Genomic DNA, 12,883 nt, shown 5'->3' with positions numbered 1-12,883 from the left:
GACGGCGCAGGGCCACCCCCGGTTGGTCAGACGGGGCGACGCAGGGCCGCCCCGGTTGGTCTTAGATGTTGGGCTCGGTGATGTAGTCGGGCATGTCGAAGGTGGTGCCGAACCACTTTTCCTGAAGCTCTGCCATGCGGCCATCGGCTTTCATGGCCAGCAGGATCTCGTCGATCTTGTCCATCAGCGAGGCGTATTCCGGCTCGATCCGGCCCGGGTAGCCGAAATAGGTCGGCGTGCCGAAGGCGGGCTTCACGACCTTGAACACTTCGGGGCGCTGGCTGGCGACAAAGGCGATGTTGGGCAGCGAGTTGGCGACAGCCTCGATGCGACCCGACGCGATGTCGGCGTAGCTTTCGTTGAACGAGACGTATTCGCTGATGCTGGTGGGCGGGGTGTCGAGCGTTGCGGCGAATTCCTGAAGCTGGGCCAGCTGCGCGGTGCCGGTCGCGCCGCCGATCGCCTTGCCGGCGATGTCTTCGGGGGTTTCGATGTCGCATTTGGCACAGGCGAGCAGCGCCACGGTGGCTTCGGCGATGGGCGAGGAGAAGCGGTAGCGCTTCATGCGCTCGGCGGTGATGGTGGCGGGGCCAGCGACCACGTCGAAACGCCCCGCCTCGAGGCCGGGCAGAACGCCGGTCCAGTCAAGGGTGATCCATTCGATCTCGACGCCCATGTCCTTGCCGATCTCGGTGAACACATCCATGTTCAGGCCGGTGTGGGTGCCCGCATCGATGAAATCGAAGGGGGCGAAGGCGGTCTCGGTGCCGACCTTCATCACGCCAGCGGCCATGACGTCATCAAGCGCGTCGGCATGGGCCATGACGGCCGAGGCACACAGCGCCGCGGCGGCGAAAAGATGTTTGCGCATGGTGGTGAAACTCCCTGTTCGGCCCATCTGCGGGGGCCTTGCGTTGGTCGATGTTCCTGTCCTGCCTCAGGCGGGCAGGTTCATATGCCTATACAAATGGAACAACGACAAAGGGACAGAAAAACAAACACGCTGAGCCGGGTTTTTGAAGCAAGACCGGGCGAATGCCCGTAATTTAGGCAGATACGCGGGGCTTCCACAACCTCTGACTGTGGCGCGATGCGACATCAAGGAGTCTCTGCGATAAAATCTGCGCGCCCGCTGGTCGGGCCGCGCAGGATGCCCCGCGCGGCCCGGATCGTCACGATGCGTCCGAGCGGATGTTGACCGTCTGGGTGCTGCCGTCCTTGGCCTCGCCCAGAAAGATGGTCTGATGCGGGAAGGGGATCTCGATGTTGCGCGCGTCGAACACCTCTTTGAGCACGCCGTTGTAGGCGCGGCCCACGCCCCACTGGCTGCCCGGAACGCATTTGATCCGGGTGCGCACCACCACCGCGCTGTCGCCAAAGGCGTTGATCCCGAACCATTCAAGATCGCCCATGATGTTGGCCGCCTGATCGGGATCGGCGCGCAGCTGCTCGAACGCGTCCAGCATCGCCTGCTTCACATCCGAGATGTTCTCGCGATAGGCCACGCCCATGTCGCAGACCGCATAGCCGAATTCGCGCACATAGTTGGTGACCATGTCGACAGAGCTGAACGGGATCAGGTGATAGGCCCCCGAAACATCGCGCAGACCCACCGAGCGGATCGTCAGCTTTTCAACCACACCCGAGGTCGAATTCAGGTTCACCACGTCGCCGACGTTCATCGCGTTTTCCAGCTGGATGAACACGCCGGTGATGATGTCCTGCACCAGCTTTTGCGCGCCAAAGCCGATGGCGAGGCCAAGCACCCCGGCGGATGCCAGCAGCGGCGCGATGTCCAGCCCGATTTCCGACAGCACGAACATCAGCGTGATGATCACCAGCGCGATGGTCGCCGCGTTGCGCAGCAGCGACAACAGGGTCTTTTCCCGCGCCGTCGCCACCGAGCCATATTCCGGGTTCATCCGGTAATCCACCCAAGAGGTCAGCGCCACCCAGATGCCGAAGGCCACCACCAGAACCGCCGCCACGCTGAACAGCGTGCCGGTCAGCTCGACACCGATCCGGCTGGCCATCCATGCGTGTAGATCGATCAGGCTGATGGCATCAAGTGCAAAGGCCACAACCGCAACGAAGATCACAAAGCGCAGCACGAACAGCGCCTTGGGCACAAAGGTGTTGAGCCGCCGTTGCAGCAGCGGCATGCGGGCGTTGATGGTCTCGGGCAGTTGTACGCCGTTGAGCATCACCCGCGTCATCGCCCCAGACAGCGCGATGCCCGCGATCACCACCAGCAGCACCTGACCCGAATTGAGCAGCGAGGTAAAGGCCACGTCTCCGGGTTGTACCAGCACCAGGACCAGCATCACCGCAAGATACATCAGCGCCGGCCAGTGCCAGTGCCGCGCCAGCGTCTGGAAGGCGCCGCGTTTGTGCGCCTGTTCTGCCGTGCCCATGGTGTATTCATCCGGGGCGGTGTTTTCCGGCAGCGCTTCGGCCTGTTCCAGCCGCGCTTCCTGCACGATGTCTTCGGGGCGACGGCCGCCGCGTTGCAGCCAGTCGGCCACCGGCTGGCGGTTGCGCAGCACCAGCCAGATCGCAAAGCCCACGACCACCAGCGCCACCAGCGCCGACACCGCGCGCCCGGCCGCGTAATTCACGCTGGCATTGACGATGGGCACCGCCAGCAGCTGGCCGTAGCCGACCAGCCCCACCATGAAATTCAGCCGCCGCGCCAGATATTTCGCGGCCCCGTTCGACACCGGCATCACCCGCAGGTTGCCCGCCGCCGGGCTCAGGATCAGCCGCACCACGACCTTGCACATCTCGACCAGCAGGAAAGCGTTGAGATAGAGCGTCTGGCGAATGCCGATCTCGCCGAATCCGCCGATGAACATGGTGGCGATCAGGTAGCCCGCCGCCCAGCTGATCACCACGATGGACGCATCGATCAGCGCCGTTGTCAGAAACAGCAGCACGGTGCGTACCGCGCCTGCCGCTTCGGCGCGCGCGCCCAGCCTTGCATAGATGCGCTTGCCGATCCGCCGCAGCACGAGGAAGATCGCCACCGTCACCACGATGATCAGGCCCAGCTGTTCCAGCGCCTCGATCAGCACGCCGATCTCGCCGCCCTGAAGCCCGTCGAACACCGCTGGCGCCCTTGCGATCTGATCCCACGCGGTGCTGAGCCCCGCCGCGATGTCCTGCGCCACGGTCTGGGTGATTTCGGCGATGCGGCGGCTGAGGGAGGTGCCTTCCGCTGGCTCGCTCTGCCCGGCGGCATCAGCCAGCGCGTCGACCACCTGATCATCGACCGGCTCGGCGGCGGTGGTTGCCGCCTTCAGCTCGTCGATCAGCGCGGCGCGGCTGTCATCGTTTTCGATCACCTCAAGCAGCAGCTCGAGGCTGCTTTGCGTCGGCGTTTCAGACGCCGTGTCCTGCGCAGCAGCAAGGCTTGGAGAGAGGATGCCAAGCATCAGGCTGGCAAGGATCAGCAGGCTCGCGATCCAGGTTTTCACTGTCGTCATATCGTCCCGTCGGGTCTGGTTTCAGTCGTGCGTCAAGCGCCGTTCGCGCTCGATTTAGCCCATGCGCCAGCTGAAACCAGCCCCAACGTGATATTCCCGGCGTCCTGCGCGCTCAGTGCAGCTCGACCACCGCCTCGACCTCGACCAGCGCACATTCAGGCAGCGACGAGACGTTGACGGCGGTGCGCGCGTGGCGGCCCGCCTCGCCGTAAAGATCCATGAACAGCTGCGAGGCGCCGTTGACGATCGCCGGGCCTTGGCCGAAATCCGGGGTGGCGGCGACATAGCCGTTAAGCTTGACCACTTGCGCCACCGAGGACAGCGAGCCGGTGACCGCCTTGATGTTATAAAGCAGGTTCAGCGCGCACATGCGGGCGGCGGCAAAGCCTTCGTCAAGATCAAAGCCGGGCGCGGCCGGGCCGAAATATTTCGGCACGCCTTCCCATTCACAGATATGGCCCGACACGAACAGCGTTTTGCCGGTCACCTTGCCCGGCAGATACAGCGCCCGCGACGGCGCAGAGGGCGGCAGGGCAAGGCCCAGTTCGGTCAGTTTGGCTTCGATGGGGCAAGTCATGCCGCGTCCTTTTGCAAAGTAAGTGCGAGTTTGATGAGCGAGAGATCGGAGCCGCGCGGCCCGATGAGCGACACGCCCCAAGGCGCGCCGTCCAGCGTGCCCGCCGGCCACACCACCTGCGGCAAGCCCGCCAGCCCGGCCACGCAGAGCATACGCTGCGAGACATGGCGGAAACCGTCGAACACCTCGGTCGGGGCGTCGGGGAAGAATGCAACGTCATGCACCACCGGCGCGATCAGCACGCCGCCATCCATCACCCCCGTGACATGTTCGGCAAAGGCGGCGCGCTTGAGTTCGGCCTCGGCGATGGCAGCATCGCTCAGCGCCTCGGCCCCGGCGGCGCGCCCGTCGATGCCGCGCACCAGCGGCATGCCCGATTGGCGGATGAACGGCACGATATGACGTTTCGCATCGCCGCCCATCGAGGTCAGGAAGGTTTCATAGGCCGCGTCCATGCCCTCGGGGTAGAGATCCACCTCCTGCGCATCGACGTCAAAAGCAGCGAGGGTTGCGGCGCGCTGCGCCTCGCCCAGATGGGCGAACATCTCACGCGATTTCAGCAGCTTGGGGGCATCGGGCAGCGGCGCCGTGTCGCTTAGCAGCACCGTCATGGCGCGCAGCAAGGTGGCGCCGTCGCGGGCGAACAGCCCGCAGGTGTCATAGCTCGGCGCCAGCGGCATCACGCCCTCCAGCGAGATCAGCCCATGCGTGGGCCGGATGCCCCATGTGCCGCAGAACGCCGCCGGGGCGCGCACCGATCCGCCGGTATCCGAACCCACGGTGATATCCGCCAGCCCCCCGGCGCAGGCCGCCCCCGAGCCCGAAGACGAGCCGCCCGGAATCCGCCCCGGCGCATTGGGGTTCACCGGCATGCCGAAATGCGCGTTCATGCCATACATCGACCAAGCCAGCTCGTCGGTGTGCAGCTTGCCGTTGAACGCCGCGCCCGCATCCAGCAGCGCCTGAATCGCCGGTGCGGTGGTGGTCTTGATATCCGACATCGCCAGTTTCAGCGGGCAGCCGCAGCCGGTGCGATAGCCCGCCACGTCGTAGATATCCTTGACGCCAAGGGTCAGCCCCTTGAGCGGGCCGTCGGGCGCGCTGGCCACCGGCACCGCCGGATAGGGCATGTAGCAATGATAGGGGTCGTGGTCGATCAGCATGGGTTATTCCGCTGCAATGGGTTCGTTGGCGCGCAAACAGGCGACGCGGCGGCGCGGCCCCGGTTCGAACACCGGGGGCAGCGCGGCGCGGCATTCGGGCATGGCCACGGGGCAGCGCGGCGCAAAGGCGCAGCTGTCGGGTTTGCTCTCCAGCGCCGGGGGCGCGCCGGGAATGGCGTTGAGCCGCGCGCCGCGCGCAACGTCATGCAGGTTGGCCGCCAGAAGGCCCTGCGTATAGGGGTGGCGCGGGTCGCGGATGATTTCGCGGGTGGTGCCTTCTTCGGCGATCTGCCCGGCATACATCACCGCGACGCGTTCGGAGATTTCCACCGCCACGCCGATGTCATGGGTGACAAAGATCACCCCCATGCCGAACTCTTTCTGCAACTCGCGCAGCAGCAGCAGGATCTGAATCTGCACCGTGGCATCGAGCGCCGTGGTCGGCTCGTCCGCCAGCAGCAGCTTGGGCTTGCAGGCCAGCGCCAGCGCGATCATCACCCGCTGGCGCATGCCGCCCGACAATTCGTGCGGGTAGTTGTGCAGCCGCCGGTTGGCCGAGGGGATGCGCACCCGGTCAAGCATATCAAGCGCCGTCGCCATGGCGTTGGCCTTGTCGATGCCCTTGTGGCGCATCACCGATTCCGCGATCTGGTGGCCGACGGTATAAACCGGGTCCAGCGCCAGCGCCGGTTCCTGAAACACCATCGACACCTCGCCGCCGCGGTATTTTTGCAGCGCCTTGCCCTTGAGCCCCAGCACATCGGTGCCGTTGACATGCACCTGCCCGTCGATCTGCGTGCGCTTGGGCGGCAGCAGCCCCAGCAACGCCTTGAGCGTCACCGATTTGCCCGAGCCGGATTCACCAAGCAGCGCCAGCGTCTCGCCCTGCTCCATGCTAAGCGAGACATTGTTGATGGCATGAACGGTGCGCTTGCCGGAGAACTTCACCGACAGGTTGCTGATATCGAGAAGTTTCATTCGCCGTCCTCGGGTTTGGGGGCGGTCCAGAAGGTGTCGCGCTTGCAGCTCTTGGAAAAGATCATGCCGGAATCCCCTGCCCTGCCTGCGGATGCCCCGATGTGGAATCATACAGATGGCAGGCCACCTGATGCGCCTGATTGCGGGCCAGCCCGGCCAGCGACGGGGTCTTGGCCTTGCACACATCAGAGGCAAAGCGGCAGCGGGTGTGGAACCGGCAGCCCTTGGGCGGATCAATCGGGTTGGGCGGATCGCCCGCCAGCGGCGGGGTCTGGGTGCGGTTGTCCGGGTCCATCGAGGGCATCGCGGAAAACAGCGAGCGGGTGTAGGGATGCGCCTGTTCCTGCCAGATGCTGTCGACGGGGGCGATTTCCACCACCTCGCCCAGATACATCACCAGAATCCGGTCCGAGATATAGCGCACCACGTTCAGATCGTGGCTGATGAAGATATAGGTCAGGCCGAATTCGGCGCGCAGATCCGACAGCAGGTTCAGCACCTGCGCCTCGACCGATTTGTCCAGCGCCGACACCGCCTCGTCCAGCACCACAAGCCGCGGCGACATGGCCAGCGCGCGGGCGATGTTGACCCGCTGGCGCTGCCCGCCCGACAGTTCATGCGGATAGCGATGGGCAAAGCGATTGGGGTCAAGCCCGACGCGATCCATCATCTTGCGCGCCAGCCCCTCGGGGTCTTCGAGCCCCTGCACCCGCGCGCCAAAGGCCACCGAGGCAAGGATGGTCATGCGCGGGTTCAGCGTGGCATAGCTGTCCTGAAACACCATCTGCACGCTGCGGCGCAGATCCTTCAACGACAGCCGCTCGCCAAGCGCATGGCCGTCGAAGATGATCTCGCCCGCGTCCTTTTCCGTCAGGCCGATCAGCAGCTTGGCGGTGGTGGATTTGCCGCAGCCGGATTCGCCGACGATGCCCAGCGTCTCGCCCTTGGCGACGGCAAAGCTGACGCCATCGACCGCCTGCACCTGCGCCTGCGTGCGGCCCAGAATGCCGCCGCGCACCGGGAAATACTTGCGCAGATGGTTGACGGTCAGCAGCGGTTGCGCCGGGCCGCCGGTGTCGATGGTGGGGGTGTAATCAGTCACGGACATTCATCGCGCTCCTCAGACCGTCGGACAGCAGGTTCAGGCACAGCGAGGTGATGAAGATCATCACGCCGGGCAGCGCCGACAGCCACGGGTTGACGTAGATCGCCGATCGCAGCGTGTTGAGCATCAGCCCCCATTCCGGTTCGGGCGGGCGCACGCCGATGCCCAGAAAGGACAGACCGGCGGCAAGGATCATGCACACGCTGGTCAGCGAGGTGGCATAGACAAAGATCGGCGAGAGCACGTTGCCGATCACATGCACCCGGATCACCGTCAGCGCATTGGCCCCGGTGGCCCGCGCCGCGTCGATGTAATCAAGCGCGCGCACGCCCGAGGTCACCGCCTCGGCGACGCGGGTGATCGGCGGGATGAACACGATGGTCAGCGAGACCAGCGAATTGACGATCCCCGCCCCCAGCGCACCGCTGATCGCGATGGCCAGCAGCACCGAGGGAAAGGCAAAGAACACATCGACCGTGCGCATGATGATGGTGTTGACGAAGCCGCCGACATAGCCCGCCACCACGCCAAGCGCGCCGCCGATGAAAAACGCCAGCACCACCGGCGTCAGCCCGATGAACAGCGTCAGCCGCCCGCCATAGATCAGCCGGGCCAGCATGTCGCGGCCCTGCTCGTCGGTGCCAAGGATATGGCCCTCGGTGCCGATGGGCTTGAGCCTCGCGATCATCGAGCCCTTGTAGGGATCGGCCAGGCCCAGCCAGGGCGCGAACACCGCCGACAGGATCAACAGCGCCACGACGCCAAGACAGATCATCGTCAGCGGATCGCGCAGCAGCCGCGCGCCGACCCCGGACCAATAGCCCTGCGGGCTGGCGACGGGCGCCGGTTCGGCGGCGATCTCGACGGGAGTTTCGGAAAGGGCCATGGTTCAGGTCCTTTGAATGCGGGGGTCGATGGCGGCCTGCGCCACGTCGACAATCAGGTTCATCGCGACAAAGAACAGCGCCAGCACAAGGATCGTGCCTTGCAGCAGCGGCAGGTCGCGCTGGAAGATGGCGTTCGACAGCAGGAAGCCGGAACCGGGCCAGTTGAACACCGTCTCGATCAGGATCGAGCCGCCGAGCAGATAGCCCAGCTGCAAGCCCATGACGCTGAGCGCGGTGGCGGCGGCGTTGCGCGCCACATGGCGCAGCACGTCGACGCGGCTCATGCCCTTGGCATAAAGCGCCTGCACGAAATCCTGCGTCAGGATGTCTCCGGCGAGGGCGCGCACGGTGCGCGACACGATGCCGATGGGCACCACCGCCAGCGTCACGGCGGGCAGCACGAGATGGCGCATGTGCAGCCAGTCCCATTCCCACGCCGACGAGCCGCCCGGCCCTGCGCCCATAGAGGGCAACCAGCCAAGGTTGACCGAAAAGATGATGACCAGAACGATGCCCAGCCAGTAATTGGGCACCGACACGCCCATGATCGACACCGCCGTCACCGCGCGGTCGATCCATGTGCCCTGAAAATACCCGGCAAGGAAGCCAAGGAAGATGCCGATGGGAAAGGCGATGACCGCAGCGCTTACCGCCAGCAGCAGCGAATTCTTCACCGCGCCGAACACCTCGGCGGCAACGGGCCGCCCGGTGGCGATGGATTTGCCCATGTCGCCCTGCACGAGGTTGCCGATCCAGATGGCGTATTGCACGGGCAGCGGCTTATCGAGCCCGTAGGCGGCGCGCATCGCCGCCTGTTCGTCGGCGGTGGCGTCGACCGGCATGATCGCGGTCAGCGGATCGCCCGGCGCGATCTGCACCAGCAGAAAACAGATAACCGAGACCCCGAAGGCCACCGGCAGCACCAGAATGAGACGGCGGATAAGATAGCTGAGCATGGGATACCTTGCGTGTTGCGGCCCTGCCCGAACGACGCGGCCGCGAAAGGACGGCCCCCCGCAGGGGGCCGCGCCGGGATCATTCCTCGATCGTGATGCCCGAGAAGTTCTGATACCAGTTCTGCGCCTGCACGAAGCCCTTGACCTTGGGGGCCATGGCGCGCGGGGCGACATCATGCGTCACAAAGAGGAACAGCGCTTCGTTGACGAACTTCTCGTGAGTCTTTTGCAGAACCTTCTCCTGCTCGACCGGATCGAAGGTGGTCTTGATCTCGTCGAACAGCGCCTGCATTTCCGGGTCGGAATAATGGCCCCAGTTGGTGCCGTTGGGCGCGATCAGGTTCTCGTCGAGGTGACGGATCAGGCCGGTGAACGGGTCCTGGATGAAGTAGGTGAAGTTGATCGACTGCGCACCCTCGACAGAGGCATCCGCCGCGCCAGCGCGCCACAGGTTGATCATCTGGTTCCACTCGACGACCATGAACTCGACGTCGATCCAGATTTCCGCAAGGCTCTGCTGGATGAATTCGTTCATCGGCAGCGGCAGCATCTGCCCCGATCCCGACGGCGAGATCAGCGCCTTGACGGTCAGGTGGTTGTCGGGGCCATAGCCAGCCTCGGTCATCAGGGCCTTGGCGGCCTCGAGATCATAGGACGGATCGAATTCGGGATTGCCGAACCAGTTCGACGACGGCGGCAGAAAGCCCTTGGCCGGGATCATCAGACCACCGAGCAGCGGCATCATGCCTTCGCGGTCGATCGCCATGTTGGCGGCCTTGCGCACGTTGATGTCATTCCAGGGCGAGCCTTCGAGGCGCGACAGGTGCCATGTCCAGTTGTGCGGATAGGCGTTCGAGGAGATGACGAAACCGTTGCCTTCCATCGCGGGGATGGTGTCGGGGGCGGGGGCCTCGATCCAGTCGACCTGACCCGACAGCAGCGCGGCGGCGCGGGCGTTCGGCTCGGGCAGCGGCATCAGGATCATTTCATCCAGCTGCGGGATGCGGGTTTCGTCCCAGTAGTTTTCGTTGGGAACCAGAACGGCGCGCTCGCGCGGCACGAATTCGGTCAGCTTCCACGGGCCGGTGCCCGACGGCGCGGCTGCGACCTTTTCCCAATCCTTGTCCATGGCTTCCCAGTTGGCCTCGGACGACATCAGGATCCATGCCAGCTGGTAGGGCAGCGTGGCGTCCGGTTCCTTGGTGGTGATGACCAGCGTGTAATCATCGACCGCCTCATAGGACGCGACGGCGGGGATGCGCGATTTGCCCTGCGCGGCCTGACGGCTGTCGTATTGTTCGGAGCTGTCGACCAGCAGCTTGTCGAAGTTCCACACCGCGACCTGCGCCGTGAAGGGCGAGCCGTCGTGGAAGGTCACGCCTTCGCGGATCTTGAAGGTCCAGGTCAGCTCGTCTTCGCCGACCGACCATTCGGTGGCAAGGCCGGGGATCAGGGTCGAGGCCTTGTCGGCGCTGGTCAGGTCCCATTCGATCAGCGAGTCATAGACCGTATAGCCCATGAAGCGCATGCCTTCGCCGCCCTGATCGGTCTGGCCGGTGGTCAGGGGAATATCGGCGGCGGTCATGCCGATGCGCAATGTGCCCTGCGCCTGGGCCAGGGTGCCACAGGCCATGACGGCTGCGGTCGCGAGGATACTGATCCCTCGGGTGAATCTGGACATAGTCATCTCCGTGTCGGGCCAACCAATTATTAAGATTGGCTTTTTTATCCGGCCCCGACGTTTGCCGCGAGGCGCTGGCGGATATGTGGCCCGCCATGACTTTCCGGCACCAGACCAGAGTCGTGTCACCCCGGCGGTGACGGGGTGCGCCGCAGGCGTGTGACTATTTTTTCATCGAAACTGAAACGTTTGCATACGAATTATGCAAAAACGGGAGGTTTCAGCCTTGCACCTGCGTCCACAGCGCCTCGGCGGCGGCGCGGATCGGCGCGACCAGCGGGATTGGCGAATGCGCCGCCAGCCGCTCGGCTGCTTCGCCCAGCGGGCCGCCGCCGATGATCGCCGCCTGCGCCCCTGCCCGGGCCGCCGCCGCGATGCCATCGAGCAGCGCCGCGTCGAGCGCGCCCGCGTCCTGCATCAGCGCCAGCGGATCGCCCTGCGTCAGGAAACAGCCGACATAGTCGCCCATCAGCGCGTCGATCTGGGTCTTCAGCCCCGGTGTCGTGGTCACCACCGCAAAGCGGCGCCCGCCCTGCCCCGCTGCTGCCGCCGCCGCCTGCCCGATGCCAACCACCGGGCAGTCCAGCCGCGCCGCCAGCGCGCCCCGGCCCGGATCGCCAAAGGCCGATACGATGACCCCGCGCGCGCCCGGCAGATCCGCCGCCGCAACCAGCGCCCCCGCCCGCTCCAGCGCCGGGGCGTCGATGATCATTCCCGGCCCCGAGGGCGCGGTCCAGCCCACCAGCTGCGGCAGCACCCGCCGCGCGATGCCCAGCATGGCCTGCGTTGTGCCCGCGTTGCTGTTGGGGTTCATCAGATACAGCGTCATGCCTGCCTCCGCGCGGCGAGTTTCGGGGCGCGGACCAAGGCCGATCCGCGTTTAATGCGACAGCGCCGCGCGCGGGAACAGGCTGCGCGCCAGCGCCCCCACCAGCGCCGTCACCTCGTCCTGCGCCTGCTCTTGGGTTTTCTTGCCCCGCAGCAGACGCCCCAGCGCCGAGCCACGGGTTTGCGACGCATCCGCCAGCAGCATCAGCGCCATTTCGTGCAAGCGGTGGCGCAGCGCCTCGCCCGCGTCGGCATCCAGCCGGGGATACAGCGGCATCGGCACCGGCACCCGCGAGATCATCTCTTTGAGCACCGCCCCATGGCGGCTGTCTTCGGCGCGGGTCAGGCAGATATCGACCAGCCCCGCCATCTCGGTCTGAAACAGCGCCCGGCCAAGGCTGCCGACCTGTTCCGAATAGCCGGTGCGCCGGGTCAGGCGCAGCTCTTCGGCGGCAGGATCGTCTTCGATCTGCAGCCCGTCAAGCTCCAGCGTTGAGCGGGCGCTGTCGCCGAACAGATCGCGCACCCCCGCCGCCTCGCAGAACAGCACAAGTTGCAGCACATCCCCCGCGTCAAGCTCGCAGGCGATCCGCCTGATGCCGCGACCGGCTCCGGATATGGCCAGCGATAGACGCGCCGAGCCGTCGTCGCGCGGCTCCATGACAAAAATGCGATGACTCATATGCGCGAGGTAATCGCATCCCCGCGCGGGGGCAAGATCACGCCGCGTCGGCTGCGCCAGGTCTTGCCAAAACGTGACCGGCGGCGGAACCGGATGGGCCGTCAGAGCGTTGGCGACGAAACCCACAGGATGGACTGATGAATGAGCTGCGGTATCGTGCAATGACAGGCAATCTCACCGGGGCAAGCGTGCTGATCCTTGAGGATGAGGCGATCATCAGTTTTGATCTGGAACTGACGGCGCAAGAGATGGGCGCGGCCCGCACCGTCTGCGCCTTTTCGCTGCGCGAGGCGCAAGCCGCCATGCGGGCCGAACGGTTCGACGCGGCCATCCTTGACGTAAACCTGCCCGACGGCAGCTCTGAGCAGCTGGCATTGCAACTGGCTCAGGCCGGAACGCTGGTGATCTTTCACACCGGCCACGGCGAGCGCGAGACCCTGTGCAGCCAATGCCCGCCTGCCGGGTTTGTCGCCAAGCCGAGCAGCCCGCAGCAGATCGCCGACGAGCTGGGGCGCATGCGCGCCGCCGCGGCCGATTAGGG

12 protein-coding genes are annotated in these 12,883 nt (G+C 65.5%); 1 reads left to right on the top strand and 11 read right to left on the bottom strand.

Annotation, left to right across the window (positions count from 1 at the left end; genetic code table 11):
- Positions 1-61 precede the first annotated feature (61 nt).
- The 11 genes from KO516_RS10525 to KO516_RS10475 form a co-directional block, all read right to left on the bottom strand.
- A complete protein-coding gene (locus KO516_RS10525; RefSeq protein WP_216003746.1) occupies positions 62-871 on the bottom strand; it encodes a transporter substrate-binding domain-containing protein in 810 nt (269 codons plus the stop codon).
- 301 nt (positions 872-1,172) lie between these two features.
- Complete coding sequence (locus tag KO516_RS10520) at positions 1,173-3,485, bottom strand: mechanosensitive ion channel domain-containing protein (RefSeq protein ID WP_216003745.1); 2,313 nt, start codon at positions 3,483-3,485, stop codon at positions 1,173-1,175.
- A 112-nt stretch (positions 3,486-3,597) separates the two neighbouring features.
- Positions 3,598-4,062 carry a RidA family protein gene (locus KO516_RS10515; RefSeq protein ID WP_216003744.1) on the bottom strand — a complete coding sequence of 155 codons (465 nt, stop codon included), beginning with the start codon at positions 4,060-4,062 and terminating at the stop codon, positions 3,598-3,600.
- The gene (locus tag KO516_RS10510; RefSeq protein WP_216003743.1) at positions 4,059-5,225 is read right to left on the bottom strand and encodes an amidase; all 1,167 of its coding nucleotides are present in this window, start codon (positions 5,223-5,225) and stop codon (positions 4,059-4,061) included. Before KO516_RS10510 ends, KO516_RS10515 begins: the two co-directional genes overlap by 4 nt.
- A 3-nt stretch (positions 5,226-5,228) precedes the next feature.
- Positions 5,229-6,203, bottom strand: coding sequence for an ABC transporter ATP-binding protein (locus tag KO516_RS10505; RefSeq protein WP_216003742.1), 975 nt, complete (start codon positions 6,201-6,203; stop codon positions 5,229-5,231).
- A 61-nt stretch (positions 6,204-6,264) separates the two neighbouring features.
- Positions 6,265-7,311: an ABC transporter ATP-binding protein gene (locus KO516_RS10500; protein WP_216003741.1), complete on the bottom strand. Its 1,047-nt coding sequence runs from the start codon at positions 7,309-7,311 to the stop codon at positions 6,265-6,267.
- Positions 7,298-8,194 (bottom strand): ABC transporter permease, encoded by an 897-nt coding sequence (locus KO516_RS10495; RefSeq protein ID WP_216003740.1) that lies wholly within the window; start codon positions 8,192-8,194, stop codon positions 7,298-7,300. The genes KO516_RS10500 and KO516_RS10495 overlap by 14 nt, the downstream gene beginning before the upstream one ends.
- Positions 8,195-8,197: 3 nt before the next feature.
- Complete coding sequence (locus tag KO516_RS10490) at positions 8,198-9,151, bottom strand: ABC transporter permease (RefSeq protein WP_216003739.1); 954 nt, start codon at positions 9,149-9,151, stop codon at positions 8,198-8,200.
- A gap of 79 nt (positions 9,152-9,230) precedes the next feature.
- Positions 9,231-10,832, bottom strand: a complete 1,602-nt coding sequence (locus tag KO516_RS10485; RefSeq protein WP_216003738.1) for an ABC transporter substrate-binding protein — start codon at positions 10,830-10,832, stop codon at positions 9,231-9,233.
- A 220-nt stretch (positions 10,833-11,052) separates the two neighbouring features.
- Positions 11,053-11,661 carry an aspartate/glutamate racemase family protein gene (locus tag KO516_RS10480; RefSeq protein WP_252737527.1) on the bottom strand — a complete coding sequence of 203 codons (609 nt, stop codon included), beginning with the start codon at positions 11,659-11,661 and terminating at the stop codon, positions 11,053-11,055.
- Positions 11,662-11,712: 51 nt separating this feature from the next.
- A complete protein-coding gene (locus KO516_RS10475; RefSeq protein WP_216003737.1) occupies positions 11,713-12,342 on the bottom strand; it encodes a hypothetical protein in 630 nt (209 codons plus the stop codon).
- A 137-nt stretch (positions 12,343-12,479) separates the two neighbouring features.
- Here KO516_RS10475 and KO516_RS10470 point away from each other — a divergent pair, with 137 nt between their 5' ends.
- Positions 12,480-12,881, top strand: a complete 402-nt coding sequence (locus KO516_RS10470) for a response regulator (RefSeq protein ID WP_216003736.1) — start codon at positions 12,480-12,482, stop codon at positions 12,879-12,881.
- Positions 12,882-12,883 lie beyond the last annotated feature (2 nt).

This window comes from Citreicella sp. C3M06 (genome assembly GCF_018860705.1).
Classification (GTDB): Bacteria; Pseudomonadota; Alphaproteobacteria; order Rhodobacterales; family Rhodobacteraceae; genus Salipiger.
Note: the sequence above shows the minus strand (reverse complement) of the source record. Positions and strands in the feature narration are given on the sequence as shown.

Excerpts from the sequence above, each read along its gene's own strand:
- KO516_RS10525 (WP_216003746.1), bottom strand. The coding sequence starts at position 871 with ATGCGCAAACATCTTTTCGCCGCCGCGGCGCTGTGTGCCTCGGCCGTC.
- KO516_RS10470 (WP_216003736.1), top strand. The coding sequence starts at position 12,480 with ATGAATGAGCTGCGGTATCGTGCAATGACAGGCAATCTCACCGGGGCA.
- KO516_RS10485 (WP_216003738.1), bottom strand. The coding sequence starts at position 10,832 with ATGTCCAGATTCACCCGAGGGATCAGTATCCTCGCGACCGCAGCCGTC.
- KO516_RS10480 (WP_252737527.1), bottom strand. The coding sequence starts at position 11,661 with ATGACGCTGTATCTGATGAACCCCAACAGCAACGCGGGCACAACGCAG.
- KO516_RS10520 (WP_216003745.1), bottom strand. The coding sequence starts at position 3,485 with ATGACGACAGTGAAAACCTGGATCGCGAGCCTGCTGATCCTTGCCAGC.
- KO516_RS10475 (WP_216003737.1), bottom strand. The coding sequence starts at position 12,342 with ATGAGTCATCGCATTTTTGTCATGGAGCCGCGCGACGACGGCTCGGCG.
- KO516_RS10505 (WP_216003742.1), bottom strand. The coding sequence starts at position 6,203 with ATGAAACTTCTCGATATCAGCAACCTGTCGGTGAAGTTCTCCGGCAAG.
- KO516_RS10510 (WP_216003743.1), bottom strand. The coding sequence starts at position 5,225 with ATGCTGATCGACCACGACCCCTATCATTGCTACATGCCCTATCCGGCG.
- KO516_RS10495 (WP_216003740.1), bottom strand. The coding sequence starts at position 8,194 with ATGGCCCTTTCCGAAACTCCCGTCGAGATCGCCGCCGAACCGGCGCCC.
- KO516_RS10515 (WP_216003744.1), bottom strand. The coding sequence starts at position 4,062 with ATGACTTGCCCCATCGAAGCCAAACTGACCGAACTGGGCCTTGCCCTG.
- KO516_RS10490 (WP_216003739.1), bottom strand. The coding sequence starts at position 9,151 with ATGCTCAGCTATCTTATCCGCCGTCTCATTCTGGTGCTGCCGGTGGCC.
- KO516_RS10500 (WP_216003741.1), bottom strand. The coding sequence starts at position 7,311 with ATGTCCGTGACTGATTACACCCCCACCATCGACACCGGCGGCCCGGCG.